The organism is Streptomyces sp. NPDC052043 (genome assembly GCF_044548235.1).
Classification (GTDB): Bacteria; Actinomycetota; Actinomycetes; order Streptomycetales; family Streptomycetaceae; genus Streptomyces.
Genome location: NZ_JBIUBT010000013.1, coordinates 208,834 through 224,745, shown reverse-complemented (window position 1 = coordinate 224,745; position 15,912 = coordinate 208,834). Strand labels below are relative to the sequence as shown.

Genomic DNA, 15,912 nt, shown 5'->3' with positions numbered 1-15,912 from the left:
ACTGCACACCAAGGAGAGAACCCAAAGTGGCCGAGCTGTTCTACGACGCTGACGCCGACCTGTCCATCATCCAGGGCCGCAAGGTCGCGGTCATCGGCTACGGCAGCCAGGGCCACGCCCACGCCCTGTCGCTGCGCGACTCCGGTGTCGACGTCCGGGTCGGTCTCCACGAGGGCTCCCACTCCAAGGCCAAGGCCGAGGAGCAGGGCCTGCGCGTGGTCACCCCGGCCGAGGCCACCGCGGAGGCCGACGTCATCATGATCCTGGTGCCGGACCCGATCCAGGCCCAGGTCTACGAGGAGTCCATCGCCCCGAACCTGAAGGACGGCGACGCGCTGTTCTTCGGCCACGGCCTCAACATCCGCTTCGGCTTCATCAAGCCCCCGGCCGGCGTGGACGTCTGCATGGTCGCCCCGAAGGGCCCGGGCCACCTGGTGCGCCGCCAGTACGAGGAGGGCCGCGGCGTTCCCTGCATCGTCGCCGTCGAGCAGGACGCCTCGGGCAACGCCTTCGCGCTGGCCCTGTCGTACGCCAAGGGCATCGGCGGCACCCGCGCCGGCGTCATCAAGACGACCTTCACCGAGGAGACCGAGACCGACCTGTTCGGTGAGCAGGCCGTCCTGTGCGGTGGCACCGCGGCGCTGGTGAAGGCCGGCTTCGAGACCCTGGTCGAGGCGGGCTACCAGCCGGAGATCGCCTACTTCGAGTGCCTGCACGAGCTGAAGCTGATCGTCGACCTCATGTACGAGGGCGGCCTGGAGAAGATGCGCTGGTCGATCTCCGAGACCGCCGAGTGGGGCGACTACGTCACCGGCCCGCGCATCATCACCGACGCCACCAAGGCCGAGATGAAGAAGGTCCTCGCCGAGATCCAGGACGGCTCCTTCGCGCGCACCTGGATGGACGAGTACCACGGCGGTCTGAAGAAGTACAACGAGTACAAGAAGCAGGACTCCGAGCACCTGCTGGAGACCACCGGCAAGGAGCTGCGCAAGCTCATGAGCTGGGTGAACGAGGAGGCGTGAGCCTCATGCCGAAGGGGCCGGAGCCGTACCGCTCCGGCCCCTTCGGCGACCCGGGCGACACCGCAGGCCGTGGCCGGTTTCCGGTGTTGTCCCGACCGTCCAGCCACGGACGGGTGATCCTTCCGCGGTGGCGCAATACGATGCACCCGGCGCCATTACACTTCTGAACTACAACGCGTCAGGCCCACAGCGTCGTGCGTCTTCCACGCGGCTAGCCCCCTCCTCCGCCTGCGGCCGTTGGGACACGGCCGTCCGCATGCTCCCCCCTAGCTTCAAGGCATGGGAGGTGCCCCCAGATCTGTGAGGACTCACGTGAGCTCGAAACCCGTCGTACTCATTGCTGAAGAGCTGTCGCCCGCGACCGTCGACGCGCTCGGACCGGACTTCGAGATCCGGCACTGCAACGGCGCCGACCGGGCCGAACTGCTCCCCGCCATCGCCGACGTGGACGCGATCCTGATCCGCTCGGCGACCAAGGTCGACGCCGAGGCCGTCGCCGCGGCGAACAAGCTCAAGGTCGTCGCACGAGCCGGCGTCGGCCTGGACAACGTCGACGTCTCCGCCGCCACCAAGGCGGGCGTGATGGTCGTCAACGCCCCGACCTCCAACATCGTGACCGCCGCCGAACTGGCCTGCGGCCTGATCCTGGCCACCGCCCGCAACATCCCGCAGGCCAACGCCGCGCTGAAGAACGGCGAGTGGAAGCGCAGCAAGTACACCGGCGTGGAACTCGCCGAGAAGACCCTCGGCGTCGTCGGTCTCGGCCGCATCGGCGCCCTGGTCGCCCAGCGCATGTCGGCCTTCGGCATGAAGGTCGTCGCCTACGACCCGTACGTGCAGCCCGCGCGGGCCGCGCAGATGGGCGTCAAGGTGCTGACGCTGGACGAGCTGCTCGAGGTCTCCGACTTCATCACCGTGCACCTGCCCAAGACGCCCGAGACCCTCGGCCTGATCGGCGCGGAGGCGCTGCACAAGGTCAAGCCGACCGTGCGCATCGTCAACGCCGCGCGCGGCGGGATCGTCGACGAGCAGGCGCTGTACTCGGCTCTCAAGGAGGGCCGTGTGGCGGGCGCCGGTCTGGACGTGTACGCCAAGGAGCCGTGCACGGACTCGCCGCTGTTCGAGTTCGACCAGGTCGTGTCCACCCCGCACCTGGGCGCCTCCACCGACGAGGCCCAGGAGAAGGCCGGCATCGCCGTCGCCAAGTCCGTCCGCCTCGCCCTCGCCGGGGAACTGGTTCCGGACGCGGTGAACGTCCAGGGCGGCGTCATCGCCCAGGACGTCAAGCCGGGCCTGCCGCTCGCCGAGCGCCTCGGCCGCATCTTCACCGCGCTCGCCGGCGAGGTGGCGGTCCGCCTCGACGTCGAGGTGTACGGCGAGATCACCCAGCACGACGTGAAGGTGCTGGAGCTCTCCGCGCTCAAGGGCGTCTTCGAGGACGTCGTCGACGAGACGGTGTCCTACGTCAACGCGCCGCTGTTCGCCCAGGAGCGGGGCGTGGAGGTGCGCCTGACCACCAGCTCGGAGTCGGCCGACCACCGCAACGTCGTCACCGTGCGCGGCACGCTCGCGGACGGCGAGGAGGTCTCCGTCTCCGGCACGCTGGCCGGCCCCAAGCACCTCCAGAAGATCGTCGCGGTCGGTGAGTACGACGTCGACCTCGCGCTCGCCGACCACATGGTCGTCCTGCGCTACGAGGACCGTCCGGGCGTCGTCGGCACCGTCGGCCGTGTCATCGGCGAGGCCGGTATCAACATCGCCGGTATGCAGGTCGCCCGCGCGGCCGCGGGCGGGGAGGCGCTGGCGGTGCTGACCGTCGACGACACGGTGCCCGCCGGGGTGCTGGCGGAGGTCGCCGAGGAGATCGGGGCGACGTCCGCTCGTTCGGTGAACCTGGTCTGACGTCACCGTCGCCGGGGGCTGCGCCCCCAGACCCCGCTTCGGCCTGAACGGCCTCGTCGTCCATCGCCGGACGGGCTCCTGGAGCCCGTCCGGCGATTTTGTGTTCTCAGGCTGCGGCCTGAGCCGCCTCGGACTCCGCGACCGGCGCCGCCGTCTCCCTGACGTGGATGCGCCGCAGTGTCGTCGCCGCACCGGCCGCCGCGAGGAGCAGGACCGCCGCGCCGGTGAGCGCCGCGCCGTGCATTCCGCTGGTGAAGGCCTCCCGGGCGGCGGTGGCCAGGGCGTCTCCCGCGCGCCCCGGCAGGTGACCGGCGACGGCCAGCGCGCCACCCAGGGTCTCGTGGGCCGCCGCCGGGGCGGAGTCCGGGATCCCGTGACGGTAGATCGCCGTGCCGATCGAGCCGAGGACCGCCATGCCCAGGGCGCCGCCGAACTCCGCGCCGGTCTCCAGCAGCGAGGAGGCCGCGCCCGCCTTCTCCACCGGGGCCGCGCTCAGCGCCAGGTCGGTCATCTGGGACAGCACCGTCACGATGCCGGAGGCGAGGACTCCGGCCGCGACCAGCACCAGCCAGAGCGAGTCCGTGCCGGCCAGGGCCAGCAGGCCGTAGCCCACCGCGGCGATCGCGAAGCCCGCCGTCACGACGTAGGCGCGGTTGACGCCCTTCTGGACCAGCGCGGCGGCCGTCGGCGCGGCCATTCCGATCGGCACGGACGGCAGCAGCGCCCACAGGGCCGCCTCCATCGCGCTCTTGCCGAGCACCGACTGGAGGTACTGCGTGGTGAAGAACGCCGAGCCCAGCATCGCGAAGGACGAGACCAGGTTGAGGACCACCGCGGGCGCGAAGCCCCGGCCGCGGAACAGGGCCGGCGAGATCATCGGCGAGGCCGCCGTGCGCTGGCGGTGGACGAAGAGGGCGGCGAAGAGCAGGCCGACGGCCACGGAGACGACGTACAGCGGGTGGACGCCCTCGGACGGGATCTTCTTCAGGCCGTAGATCACGGGCAGCACCGCCGCCATGGACAGGGGCACGCTCAGTAGGTCGAAGCGGCCCGGCTCGGAGCTCTTCGACTCCGGCAGCAGGAGCGGGCCCAGCACCAGCAGCAGCACCATCGCGGGCAGGTTGACCAGGAACACCGACCCCCACCAGAAGAACTGGACCAGCACACCGCTCAGCACGGAGCCGAGCGCGATCCCCGCGGTCATCACGCCCGACCAGATACCGATCGCCTTCGCGCGCTGGGCGGGGTCGGCGAACATCGTGCGCACCAGCGCCATCGTGGACGGCATCAGGGTCGCCCCGCCGATGCCGAGGACCGCGCGGGCGGCGATCAGGGTCTCGGCGCTGCCCGCGTACGCCGCCGCCAGCGAGGCGACTCCGAAGGCGGCGGCGCCGATCAGCAGTAGTTTGCGGCGGCCGATGCGGTCGCCGAGCGACCCCATCGTCATCAGCAGGCCGGCCAGGACGAAGGCGTAGATGTCGAAGATCCACAGCTGCTGGGTGCCGCTCGGCTCCAGGTCGGCGCTGATCGCCGGGATGGCGAAGTACAGGACCGAGACGTCCATCGAGACCAGCAGCAGCGGCAGCATCAGCACGCCGAGAGCGGTCCATTCGCGGCGCCCCGCGCGTGGCGGGTTCGCGGGCGGCGGGGTCGTGGTGGTGCTCGTCGAGTTCGTCATGCCTCGCAATGTACGGGCGTATTAAACGCTTGTCTAGAACGCTCGTATAAATCAGTTGTCTAGGACAGTTGTATGGATCGCGGGTAGGGTGGCCGGCATGGGACACCGTGAGGACCTGCTGGAGGGCGCCAAGCGCTGCCTGCTGCAGAAGGGCTTCGTGCGCACGACCGCGCGCGACATCGTGAAGGAGTCGGGGACCAACCTCGCCTCGATCGGCTACCACTACGGCTCGAAGGACGCGCTGCTGGTGCAGGCGTACGTCTCCCTCATCGAGGGGATGGGCGACCGGTTCGAACCCGGATGGGGCGCGGGCGGGACCACCGAGGCGCCTCCCGGCTCGCTCGAGCGCTTCCGTGAGGTGTGGGCGAACATCATCCGCTCGATGCCCGAGTCACGGGGGATCTGGCTTCTGGGCTTCGAGATCGTCCTCCAGGGCGACCGGCTCCCCGAGGTGCGCAAGATGCTGGTGGAGGCGGAACAGCAGGGTCGATCCGGACTGCTGCCACTGTTCAACGGCATCCCCGAGGCCGACCAGAGCGAGGAGGCCGTCAACAGCGAAGGCCGCTTCTACCAGACCCTGTTGCAGGGCCTGATGGTGCAGTGGCTCTTCGATTCCGACTCCGCGACCGACGCCGACCAGCTCACCGAGGGCCTGCGCCGGGTCATCGAAGGAACCGAACGCGACTCCTAGCCCTAGGGCCGTTGCGAAAGTCCCGCCTGCCGCGCAACAGGCCCTAGAGTCGCGCCGCCTTCAGCGCCATGTGCAGCAGCAGGCGGTCCTCGCCGTCGTCCAGGTCGAGGCCCGTCAGCTGCTCCACCCGGGACAGCCGGTAGTACAGGGTCTGGCGGTGGATGCCCAGCGCGGCGGCGGTGCGGCCGGCCTGGCCCGCGCAGTCCAGGTAGACCTCGGCGGTGCGGGCCAGCTCCCGGTGGGCGGGGGAGAGCAGCCCGTGCAGGGCGGGGTCGTGCGCGGCCCGAGGCGGCAGCGCGGTGAGCAGCCGGTACGGCCCGATGGCCGCCCACCGCGCGACCGGCCCCAGCCGCGGCTCCGCCAGCGCGGCCCGCGCCGCCGCCGAGGCCTCCGCCCACGCGGTACCCAGCTCGGCGAGCCCCGTCCGCGCCGCGGCGATCCCGGCGGCCACCCCGCCGCCACCCGGCGTGGTCCGGCCCGGCCCGTCCCGTCCGGTCGTTCCGTCCTGAGCGGGGGCTCCTCCGGTCCCGGCACCGGTGCGGCCCGCGCCGCCGGACCCCGACGCGGCCGCCCGCTCCAGCAGGCGGGTCGCCGCCGACACCGCCGGTGTCAGGGTGTCCGTGGAGCGCAGGCTGACCAGCAGGACGAGGCTCTGGCCACTCTCCCCCACTGCCTTGAGGGCGTGGGAGGTGTCCCCACCCCAGGGGATCGCGCACAGGGCCCTGGCGCCCGGCAGGGTGCGGACCGAGGGGGCGTCGTCCGGGTCCGCCGACGGCCAGGGGGCCACGCACACCACCGTGTGCGGGCCGTCCGCGCGGGCGCCCAGGGCCGTCCGCAGCTCCGCCACCGCCATGTCCCGCGGCCAGCCCGGCTCGGCGGTCAGCACCGCCCGCAGCTCCCGGGTCAGGTCCGCGCCGTGCTGGGCCTCGTCCGCCAGCAGCGCGCCGATCCGCGCGGTCACCAGCATGGCCGCGGCCAGTTGCTGCTCACTGGGCCCCGGGTCGTAGTCCAGGAGCCAGACATACCCGAGGACGACACCCCGATGGCGGACCGGAAGGCAGATCCGTCCCCGGTACACGCCCGCCTCCGGGGTCCGCGGGATTCGCACCGGACCGGTCGCCCGGGTGATGCCGAAGCCCTCGAACCAGTGGCGGACGGCCGATGTGGAGCGGCGGGTGAGGATCGAGCGGGTGCGCACCGGGTCCAGGGCGGACGGATCCAGGTCGCCCTCGCTGTCGTAGGCGCCGAAGGCGATCAGCTCGAAGTTCCGGTTCTCCAGGGTCGCCGGGGCGCCGAGCAGCTCCGAGATCTCGTCGACCAGCTCCTGGTAGTCACCCTTGTCACCGGTTGTCACTCGGGCATTCTCTCCCATTTCCGCTGGGCCTTCATACATCTGTCTGAGATCATGTGCGCGGATGCGTGACAGCTGTCGATGGCCGACGATCTGAGGAAACCTTTACTTTCACGGTGGTTCTCCGTGCCGCCCCCGAATCGTCGGGCTGCGGCCTTGTGTTGCTTGTTCGTGTGGAGGTTCCCCGTGCTGGGTCCCGTGATTCTCGCCGCGTCGCGCAGCGACCGGATGCGACGCCTGATCTCGGCGGCCCCCGGGACGAAACAGGTCGTCGACCGCTTCATCCCCGGTGAGACCGTGGGCGACATCGTCCCGATCATCGAGGAGCTCACCGGCAGGGGCCTGGAGCTGACCATGGACGTGGTCGGCGAGGACATCACCACCCCCGAGCAGGCCGCCGCCGCCCGGGACGCGTACCTGGAGCTGGTCGACCGGATCAAGGACCTGGAGCTCGGCCCGAAGGTCGAGATGTCCGTGAAGCTGTCCATGTTCGGCCAGGCCCTGGAGAACGGCCACGAGCTGGCGTTGAAGAACGTCCGCCCGGTCGTCGAGGCCGCCGCCGCCATCGGCACGACGGTCACCCTGGACGCCGAGGACCACACCACCCTCGACTCGATGTTCGCCATCCACGAGGAGCTGCGGAAGGACTTCCCGCAGACCGGCTGCGTCATCCAGGCCTACCTGTTCCGCACCGAGGCCGACGCCCGCCGCCTCGCCGCGAGCGGCAGCCGGGTCCGCCTGGTGAAGGGCGCCTACAAGGAGCCCGCCGAGGTCGCGTACCAGAACAAGCACGAGATCGACAAGGCGTACGTCCGGATCCTGCGGGTGCTGATGGAGGGCGACGGATACCCGATGATCGGTTCCCACGACCCGCGCCTGATCTCGATCGGGCAGGAGCTGGCCCGCAACGCCGGCCGCAAGCTCGACGAGTACGAGTTCCAGATGCTGTACGGCATCCGCAGCGACGAGCACCTGCGGCTGGCCGCCGAGGGCCACCGGATGCGCGTCTACACCGCCTACGGCACCGACTGGTACGGCTACTTCATGCGCCGTCTCGCGGAGAAGCCGGCCAACCTGCGCTTCTTCCTCCGGAGCATGGTCAGCAAGGGCTGAGCCTCCGCACCCCGCTCGCAACACCGCTCAAGTCAAGGAGTTCGGAACTGATGGACGCTGTGACCCAGGTCCCCACCCCCGTCAACGAGCCGGTGCACGGCTACGCCCCCGGTTCGCCCGAGCGGGCCCGTCTGGAGGCCAAGCTCAAGGAACTGGCCGAGAACCCGGTCGACCTGCCCTGCACCATCGACGGTGTCCGGCGCATGGGTGGCGGCGCGTCCTTCGAGGTCGTTCAGCCGCACAACCACAAGGCCGTCCTCGGCACCTCCCGCAACGCCACGAAGGCGGACGCGCAGGACGCCATCGACGCCGCGCTCGCCGCGGCCCCGGCCTGGCGCGCGATGTCCTTCGACGACCGCGCCGCGATCATCCTGCGCGCCGCCGAGCTGCTGTCCGGCCCGTGGCGCGAGACGATCGCCGCCTCCACGATGCTCGGCCAGTCCAAGACCGCGCAGCAGGCCGAGATCGACAGCCCCTGCGAGCTGGTGGACTTCTGGCGCTTCAACGTCCACTACGCCCGCCAGATCCTCGCCGAGCAGCCCCCGGCCAACTCCCCGGGCGTGTGGAACCGCATGGACCACCGCCCGCTGGAGGGCTTCGTCTACGCGATCACGCCGTTCAACTTCTCGGCGATCGCGGCCAACCTGCCCACCGCGCCGGCCCTCATGGGCAACGTGGTGATCTGGAAGCCGTCCCCGACCCAGACGCACGCCGCCGTGCTGCTCATGAAGCTGCTGGAGGAGGCGGGCCTGCCCAAGGGCGTCATCAACCTCCTCACCGGTGACGGCATCGAGGTCTCCGAGGTCGCGCTGAACCACCGCGACCTGGCCGGCATCCACTTCACCGGTTCGACCAAGACCTTCCAGTACCTGTGGAAGACGGTCGGCAACAACATCGAGAAGTACCGCGCCTACCCGCGCCTGGTCGGCGAGACCGGCGGCAAGGACTTCGTGGTGGCCCACCCGTCGGCCGACCGCGCGGTGCTGAAGACCGCGCTGACCCGCGGTGCCTTCGAGTACCAGGGCCAGAAGTGCAGCGCCACCTCCCGCGCCTACATCCCGGCGTCGATCTGGAACTCCGGTTTCAAGGAGGAGTTCGCCGCCGAGGTCGACTCCCTGACCATGGGTGACGTCACCGACCTGTCGCACTTCATCGGCGCGGTCATCGACGACCGCTCCTTCGCGAAGAACAAGGCCGCGATCGACCGGGCGAAGCAGGACCCGTCCTGCACGATCGTCGCGGGCGGCACCTACGACGACTCGGTCGGCTACTTCGTCCGCCCGACCGTCATCGAGTGCACCGACCCGGAGAACGAGGTCTTCACGACCGAGTACTTCGGCCCGATCCTCGCGGTGCACGTGTACGACGACAGCGCGGCCGACGGCTACGACGAGATGCTGACCCAGATGGAGTCGGTGTCGGACTACGCCCTGACCGGCTCGGTCGTCGCGGGCGACCGCGCCGCCGCGGCGTACACCATGGAGAAGCTGCGCTACGCGGCCGGCAACTTCTACATCAACGACAAGTCGACCGGCGCCGTGGTCGGCCAGCAGCCCTTCGGCGGCGGCCGTGCCTCCGGCACCAACGACAAGGCCGGCGCCCCGCAGAACCTGATGCGCTGGACCCTGACCCGCGCCATCAAGGAGACCCTGGTCGCGCCGACCGACTACGGCTACCCCCACATGGGCTGACCAGCCCTCCCCGGCACGGGCCGGGAAGCCTGACCCCCGAGCAGGCTTCCCGGCCCGTTTCCATGCCCGCCGGGCCAGACTCTCCCCATGACACGAGCGGTGGGGGACAGGGTGGAGACGGACGACGGAGTACGCCTGTGGGCGGAGCGCTCGGGCCCGGACGGCACCCCGCTGGTGCTGTGCCACGGCGGCCCGGGCCTCTGGGACATGTTCGGGGACCTGACCGGCCTGCTGACGGACGTGGCGCCGGTCGTCCGCTGGGACCAGCGCGGCTGCGGCCGCTCGCAGCGCTGCGCCGGGCCGTGGACGAGCGAGCGTTTCGTCGCCGACCTCGATTCCGTACGCCGGCACTTCGGCCTCGACCGGATGGCCCTGCTCGGTCACTCCTGGGGCGCACAGCTCGCCCTGAGCTACGCGCTGGCCCGCCCGGAACGGGTGAGCGCCCTGGTCTACGTGGCCGGAACGGGGATCGGGCCGGACGCGGACTGGCATCCCGCATACCGGCGGAACTTCCTGGCCCGGCTGGGCGAGGACCCCGAACGTCTCGCCCGCTGGCGGGAGTTGACGGACCGCCCCAGGCGGACGGAGGCGGAGGACCGGGAACGGGCGGTGCTCCAGTGGTCGGCCGAGTTCGCGGACCGGGAGCGGGCGCTCGGCCTCGCCGAGCGCATGGCCGACCCCTGGTTCGGCGTCAACTCCGCGTGCAACACAGGGCTGAACGAGGAGCGGAGGCGGACCTGGGGCACATCAGGGCTCGACGCCGCCTGCCGTCGCCTCGACCTGCCGGTCGTGATCGTCGACGGCGGCAGGGACATCCGCCCGCGCACGGCGGTGGCCTCCCTGGAGCGGGCCCTGCCCCGGGTGAGCCGGACCACCTTCCCGGACGCCGGGCACCTGCCCTGGGTCGAGGAGGCTCAGGGTTTTCGGCGGGCGGTGGCGGCGGTGCTGTGAACCCCTGTTCGGAGGAAAGGGGCAGGTCGGCGGGGGGTGCTCCGACACGCCGTCTCAGATAGTAGGAAGTCCGAGTAATTGTGGAGACAGGCGCCCGTTCCTCGCTTAGTTTTGTAGAAGCCGAACGTTCTCGCTGATCAAGCGAACGGCGGTCGTGAGCCGGGCCCCGCGCAGGACACCCCTGCGGTACCGCTCCCCGCCCCTTCCGGCATCTCGTCACCCGTTTTCCTCATCCGCACTCCACGTGTGCCGAAGGAGTTGGTTCCCCATGGCCGCAACCGCTCTGCGCCGCCGTGTCCGTCACACCTCCCGTGCCGGCGAGTCCGACCGCAAGAACGCCGCAGCCGCCCTCCAGCGCGCCCTCGACCGCCGTGACAACGGTGGCCAGACGGGTCACTGAGGCCGGGGAGGCGGTCCCCGGGTGTCCGGATCGCGGACACTCCATGTCATCTCATGGGACGAGGAGTAGGGTGCGGGCATGTCTCGCAGCATCGATCTCGCAGTGATCCCCGGTGACGGAATCGGCCAGGAAGTCGTGGCCGAGGGCCTGAAGGTCCTGTCCGCCGCCCTCCCGCAGGATGTGAAGCTGGAGACCAAGGAGTACGACTTCGGCGCCCGGCGCTACCACGCCACCGGCGAGACCCTGACCGACGCCGACCTGGAGCAGCTGGGGCGGCACGACGCCATCCTGCTCGGCGCCATCGGCGACCCGTCGGTGCCCTCCGGCGTCCTGGAGCGCGGCTTCCTGCTCAAGCTCCGCTTCGCCTTCGACCACCACGTCAATCTGCGCCCGAGCAGGCTCCTGCCCGGTGTCGCCACCCCGCTCGCGGGCGACCCGCAGATCGACTTCGTCGTCGTCCGCGAGGGCACCGAGGGCCCGTACACGGGCAACGGCGGGACCATCCGCAAGGGCACCGAGCACGAGGTCGCCACCGAGGTCTCCGTCAACACGGCCTTCGGTGTCGAGCGCGTGGTCCGCGACGCCTTCGTCCGTGCCCAGGCCCGTCCGCGCAAGAAGCTCACGCTCGTCCACAAGAACAACGTGCTGACCTTCGCGGGCCACCTGTGGACGAACATCTTCAACAAGGTGGCCGAGGAGTACCCCGAGGTCACCACCGAGTACATCCACGTCGACGCGGCCACCATCTACCTGGTGACCCAGCCCGAGCGGTTCGACGTCATCGTCACCGACAACCTCTTCGGTGACATCATCACCGACCTCGCCGCGGCCGTCTCCGGCGGCATCGGCGTCGCCGCCTCCGGCAACATCAACCCGAGCGGCGAGTTCCCGTCCATGTTCGAGCCCGTCCACGGCTCGGCCCCGGACATCGCAGGTCAGGGCAAGGCCGACCCCACCGCCACGGTCCTGTCCGTCGCCCTGCTCCTGCGCCACCTCGGCTACGAGTCCGAGGCGACCCGGATCGAGGACGCCGTCTGTGCCGACCTCGCGGAGCGCGGCGCGCTGCCCGCGCGCTCCACCGCCGAGATCGGCGACGCGCTCCGCGTACGAGTAGCGGGCTGACCCGGCCGCACTCGAAATCTTCGAAGCCGTCGGGTCGCATCCGCGCCCGGCGGCTTCCCCCTGTCCGCCGCCGGGTGCCACCATCAGTACCTGGGCCGCATTCACCCCGTTTTCTTCCGCCGTCGGCTCCGCGCGATAATCGGACGCGGAGCCGCGGTATGAGGGAATGCTCGGACGTCCTAGCACAGGCCACCGGCCGTACGGGCGTGAGCGCGGCCTGTCACAACAACTCGGTGAAGGACACTCACTCATGACGACGCCCACGATCGAGCTCAAGCCTTCGGCCAACCCGCTCTCCGATGCGGAGCGGGAGGCGATCCTGACCAACCCCGGATTCGGCCGCCACTTCACCGACCACATGGTGACGATCAGGTGGACGGAGGGCCGGGGCTGGCACGACGGCCAGCTCGTCCCGTACGCGCCGATCTCCCTCGACCCCGCCACGCACGTCCTGCACTACGCGCAGGAGATCTTCGAGGGCCTGAAGGCCTACCGCCAGCCCGACGGCTCGGTCGCCACCTTCCGGCCGGAGAAGAACGCCAGGCGCTTCCAGGCGTCCTCCCGCCGCCTGGCCATGCCCGAGCTGCCCGTCGAGACGTTCATCGAGGCCTGTGACGCCCTGGTCCGGCAGGACAAGGCGTGGGTGCCGGCGCACGGCGGCGAGGAGTCTCTGTACCTGCGCCCGTTCATGATCGCCACCGAGGTCGGTCTTGGCGTCAAGCCCGCCAACGAGTACCTGTTCCTTGTGATCGCCTCCCCGGCCGGCGCGTACTTCCCGGGCGGCGTGAAGCCCGTCTCCATCTGGGCCTCCGAGGACCGCGTCCGCGCGGTCCCCGGCGGCATGGGCGACGCCAAGACGGGCGGCAACTACGCGGCCTCCCTGCTCGCCCAGGCCGAGGCCGCCGCCGAGGGCTGCGACCAGGTCTGCTACCTCGACGCGGTGGAGCACAAGTGGGTCGAGGAACTCGGCGGCATGAACCTGTACTTCGTCTACGGCGACAGGATCGTCACCCCGTCCCTGAGCGGTTCGATCCTGGAGGGCGTCACCCGTGACTCGCTGCTGGCGGTCGCCCGCGACCTCGGCTACGAGTCCGAGGAGGCTCGCGTCTCCATCGAGCAGTGGCAGCGCGACTCCGAGAACGGCACGCTGACGGAGGTCTTCGCCTGCGGCACGGCCGCCGTCATCACCCCGGTCGGCACGGTCAAGCGCGCGGGCGCCGAGTGGAAGCAGTCGGGCGGCGAGCCCGGCGAGGTCACGATGAAGCTGCGCCGGGCCCTGCTGGACATCCAGCGCGGCGTCACCGAGGACAAGCACGGCTGGATGCACGCGCTGGCGTAGCCGCCCGCCCGGCCCTTCGCCGGACCGGCCGCCGCCCGTTTTCCTTCCCGTTCTCCGATCCCAGTTCCCCGTCCGCCGGTTCGCCGACTTCGCGAACCGGCGGGCGGGGAACTGCCGTTCAGGGGTCCCGCCGGCTTCGGCCGGCCACCTCCGACTGTCCGGCGATTGGAGCGACGCTCAATATGGCCCCGGAGTGCTTCGCCATCAACGGTTCCTTTCCGTGGATTCCACCTTTAGAGTGTTGCTCTAATGTGAGGAGCAAGGAGGCGTCGCGGCGTGAGACTGACCCCCACCGAGCGTGACCGGCTGCTGCTGTTCGGCGCTGCCGAACTGGCCCGCGCCCGCAAGGCCCGCGGCCTGAGGCTCAATGTGCCCGAGGCCACCGCCCTGATAGCCGACACGGTGTGCGAGGCCGCCCGCGACGGCGCCCGGCTCGCCGAGGCGATCGAACGCGCCCGTACGGTGCTCGGCCCGGACGACGTCCTGCCCGGCGTGGCGGACGTGGTCACCGAGGTCCATGTCGAGGCCGTCTTCGACGACGGCTCACGCCTCGCGGTGGTCTCCGACCCGATCGCCGGGGGCGGGCTGGGCGACCGGGGCCCGGGCGCGCTGCTGCCGGGACCGGGGCACACCGAGCCGGAGGCGGCCGTGCGGCTCACGGTCACCAACACCGCGTCCGTGCCGGTCTCCGTCACCTCGCACTTCCACTTCTTCGAGGTCAACCCGCGCCTGGACTTCCCGCGTGAGCGGGCCTACGGCATGCGGCTCGCGGTACCCGCCGGATCGTCCGTGCGGTTCGGGCCGGGGGAGAGCGTCGAGGTCGGCCTCGTGCCGATCGGCGGCGCGCGGGTCGCGATCGGCTTCGCGGGCCTCGTCGACGGGCCCCTGGACGCGCCGGGGGCGAAGCAAGAGGCCCTGCGCCGGGCCGCCGCCTGCGGATACCTGGGAGCCGACCGATGAGCATCGACCCGTACGCGTACGCGGCCACCCACGGCCCGCGGGCCGGCGACCGCGTCCGCCTCGGCGACTCCGGGCTTGTGGTCCGGGTCGAGTCCGACGCGCAGCGGTACGGCGACGAGTTCCTCGCCGGCTTCGGCAAGACCGCCCGGGACGGACTGCACCTCAAGGCGGCGGCGGTCCGCGAGACCTGCGACGTCGTGATCAGCAACGTCGTCGTCATCGACGCCGTGCAGGGCATCCGCAAGGTCTCCATCGGCATCCGCGAGGGCCGGATCCAGTCCATCGGTCGGGCCGGGAACCCCGACACCCTCGACGGTGTCGACGTTGTCGTCGGAACCGGCACCACGATCGTCTCCGGAGAGGGGCTGATCGCCACCGCCGGCGCCGTCGACACCCATGTGCACCTGCTGTCGCCGCGCATCATGGAGGCCTCGCTCGCCTCCGGCGTGACCACCATCATCGGCCAGGAGTTCGGGCCGGTGTGGGGCGTGGGCGTCAACTCGCCGTGGGCGCTGCGGCACGCGTTCGGCGCCTTCGACGCCTGGCCGGTCAACATCGGCTTCCTGGGCCGTGGTTCGTCCTCGCACGCCGCCCCGCTCGTCGAGGCGCTGGCCGAGGGCGGCGCCTCGGGCTTCAAGGTGCACGAGGACATGGGCGCCCACACCCGCGCCCTCGACACCGCCCTGCGGGTCGCCGAGGAGCACGACGTGCAAGTCGCCCTGCACAGCGACGGGCTGAACGAGTGCCTGTCGGTCGAGGACACCCTGCGGGTCCTGGAGGGCCGCACGATCCACGCCTTCCACATCGAGGGCTGCGGCGGCGGACACGTCCCCAACGTGCTGAAGATGGCCGGGGTCCCGAACGTCATCGGCTCCTCCACCAACCCCACCCTGCCGTTCGGCCGGGACGCGGTCGCCGAGCACTACGGCATGATCGTCTCCGTCCACGACCTCAAGACCGACCTGCCCGGTGACGCCGCCATGGCCCGCGACCGCATCCGCGCCGGGACCATGGGCGCCGAGGACGTGCTGCACGACGTGGGCGCGATCGGCATCACCTCCTCCGACGCCCAGGGCATGGGCCGGGCCGGCGAGACCGTGCGCCGTACCTTCGCCATGGCCGGGAAGATGAAGGCGGAGCTGGGCCCGGTCGAGGGGGACGGCCCGGACGACGACAACGCGCGCGTCCTGCGCTACATCGCCAAGCTGACGATCAACCCCGCCATCGCGCACGGCCTGGCCCACGAGGTCGGCTCGATCGAGACCGGCAAACTGGCCGACATCGTGCTGTGGCGGCCCGAGTTCTTCGGCGCCAAGCCGCAACTCGTCCTCAAGGCGGGCTTCCCCGCCTACGGCGTGGTCGGTGACCCCAACGCGGCCACGGACACCTGCGAACCCCTGGTGCTGGGACCGCAGTTCGGCGCGCACGGCGCCACCCCGGCCGAGATCTCGGTCGCGTTCGTCGCCCAGGCCGCCGTGGACCAGGGCCACGACACGATGCCCACCCGGCGGCGCCGGGTCGCCGTGCGCGGCACCCGCGGCATCGGCCCCGCCGACCTGCGCCTCAACTCCCGTACCGGATCCGTCGACGTCGACCAGCGCACCGGCCTGGTCACCCTGGACGGCGACCCGGTCCGCTCCGAGCCCGCCGACTCGGTCTCCCTCAACCGCCTGTACTTCCTGTGACCTC

General features: G+C 71.0%; 13 protein-coding genes. 11 read left to right on the top strand and 2 right to left on the bottom strand.

Annotation, left to right across the window (positions count from 1 at the left end):
- Positions 1–26 precede the first annotated feature (26 nt).
- Both ilvC and serA read left to right on the top strand, forming a co-directional pair.
- The gene (ilvC, locus tag ACIHCX_RS29740; protein WP_400034821.1) at positions 27–1,025 is read left to right on the top strand and encodes a ketol-acid reductoisomerase; all 999 of its coding nucleotides are present in this window, start codon (positions 27–29) and stop codon (positions 1,023–1,025) included.
- Positions 1,026–1,337: 312 nt separating this feature from the next.
- Entirely contained in the window at positions 1,338–2,927 is a 1,590-nt protein-coding gene (gene serA / locus ACIHCX_RS29735) for a phosphoglycerate dehydrogenase (protein ID WP_400034819.1), read from the top strand.
- A gap of 106 nt (positions 2,928–3,033) precedes the next feature.
- On the opposite strand, the gene ACIHCX_RS29730 is transcribed toward serA, so the two are convergent.
- Complete coding sequence (locus tag ACIHCX_RS29730; RefSeq protein WP_400034817.1) at positions 3,034–4,605, bottom strand: MFS transporter; 1,572 nt, start codon at positions 4,603–4,605, stop codon at positions 3,034–3,036.
- A 97-nt stretch (positions 4,606–4,702) separates the two neighbouring features.
- Between ACIHCX_RS29730 and ACIHCX_RS29725 the strand changes: the two genes are divergently transcribed.
- The gene (locus ACIHCX_RS29725) at positions 4,703–5,296 is read left to right on the top strand and encodes a TetR/AcrR family transcriptional regulator (RefSeq protein WP_400034815.1); all 594 of its coding nucleotides are present in this window, start codon (positions 4,703–4,705) and stop codon (positions 5,294–5,296) included.
- Positions 5,297–5,339: 43 nt separating this feature from the next.
- Here the strand turns inward: ACIHCX_RS29725 and ACIHCX_RS29720 are convergent, their stop codons facing one another.
- Positions 5,340–6,668 carry a PucR family transcriptional regulator gene (locus ACIHCX_RS29720; RefSeq protein ID WP_400034813.1) on the bottom strand — a complete coding sequence of 443 codons (1,329 nt, stop codon included), beginning with the start codon at positions 6,666–6,668 and terminating at the stop codon, positions 5,340–5,342.
- A 165-nt stretch (positions 6,669–6,833) separates the two neighbouring features.
- On the opposite strand from ACIHCX_RS29720, the gene ACIHCX_RS29715 reads away from it, so the two are divergent.
- The 8 genes from ACIHCX_RS29715 (at position 6,834) to ACIHCX_RS29680 (ending at position 15,908) form a co-directional block, all read left to right on the top strand.
- Positions 6,834–7,760 (top strand): proline dehydrogenase family protein, encoded by a 927-nt coding sequence (locus ACIHCX_RS29715; RefSeq protein ID WP_400034811.1) that lies wholly within the window; start codon positions 6,834–6,836, stop codon positions 7,758–7,760.
- Between the two features lie 50 nt (positions 7,761–7,810).
- A complete protein-coding gene (pruA, locus tag ACIHCX_RS29710) occupies positions 7,811–9,451 on the top strand; it encodes an L-glutamate gamma-semialdehyde dehydrogenase (protein ID WP_400034809.1) in 1,641 nt (546 codons plus the stop codon).
- Positions 9,452–9,538: 87 nt separating this feature from the next.
- Positions 9,539–10,402 carry an alpha/beta fold hydrolase gene (locus tag ACIHCX_RS29705; protein WP_400034807.1) on the top strand — a complete coding sequence of 288 codons (864 nt, stop codon included), beginning with the start codon at positions 9,539–9,541 and terminating at the stop codon, positions 10,400–10,402.
- Positions 10,403–10,670: 268 nt separating this feature from the next.
- Complete coding sequence (locus tag ACIHCX_RS29700) at positions 10,671–10,802, top strand: hypothetical protein (RefSeq protein ID WP_400034805.1); 132 nt, start codon at positions 10,671–10,673, stop codon at positions 10,800–10,802.
- Positions 10,803–10,880: 78 nt separating this feature from the next.
- The gene (locus ACIHCX_RS29695) at positions 10,881–11,924 is read left to right on the top strand and encodes a 3-isopropylmalate dehydrogenase (RefSeq protein WP_400034803.1); all 1,044 of its coding nucleotides are present in this window, start codon (positions 10,881–10,883) and stop codon (positions 11,922–11,924) included.
- Between the two features lie 250 nt (positions 11,925–12,174).
- Positions 12,175–13,263: a branched-chain amino acid aminotransferase gene (locus ACIHCX_RS29690; RefSeq protein WP_400034801.1), complete on the top strand. Its 1,089-nt coding sequence runs from the start codon at positions 12,175–12,177 to the stop codon at positions 13,261–13,263.
- A gap of 276 nt (positions 13,264–13,539) precedes the next feature.
- Positions 13,540–14,223 carry an urease subunit gamma gene (gene ureA / locus ACIHCX_RS29685; RefSeq protein ID WP_400034799.1) on the top strand — a complete coding sequence of 228 codons (684 nt, stop codon included), beginning with the start codon at positions 13,540–13,542 and terminating at the stop codon, positions 14,221–14,223.
- Positions 14,220–15,908, top strand: coding sequence for an urease subunit alpha (locus ACIHCX_RS29680; protein WP_400034797.1), 1,689 nt, complete (start codon positions 14,220–14,222; stop codon positions 15,906–15,908). Before ureA ends, ACIHCX_RS29680 begins: the two co-directional genes overlap by 4 nt.
- The last annotated feature ends 4 nt before the right edge of the window (positions 15,909–15,912 follow it).